The sequence below is a fragment of the Pseudomonas sp. Pseusp11 genome, assembly GCF_047304405.1.
Classification (GTDB): domain Bacteria; phylum Pseudomonadota; class Gammaproteobacteria; order Pseudomonadales; family Pseudomonadaceae; genus Aquipseudomonas.
This window is the reverse complement of sequence record NZ_JBGLZF010000110.1, coordinates 1-266: the sequence shown is the minus strand read 5'-3', so window position 1 is coordinate 266 and position 266 is coordinate 1. Positions and strand designations below refer to the sequence as shown.

Here is a 266-nt window from a genome sequence, read left to right as displayed (position 1 = left end):
AGCACCGGCGAGCAGCAGTGGGGCACGACGTTCGATTGGGACAGCCCGCTGGGCCTGGCCGATCAGTTGATGCTGCGTGGTGGTCACGATGCGATGAGCGATCACCAGCACACCTCCAATAACGCGATGCTCAATTACAGCGTGCCGTGGGGCTGGTGGAACTTCAGTTACACCTACAGCCAGAGCGAATACCGCTCGCAAGCCCAGGCCAACGGTTTCAATTTCAAGCAGACCGGCGACAGCGAAAACCATCAGTTGCGCGCCGA

The 266-nt window shown here is 59.8% G+C and carries 1 protein-coding gene; it reads left to right on the top strand.

The genetic code is table 11. From position 1 onward, the window contains the following. The coding region (locus tag ACCC96_RS30355; RefSeq protein ID WP_413697751.1) for a ShlB/FhaC/HecB family hemolysin secretion/activation protein at positions 1-266 on the top strand (266 nt) is incomplete at both ends.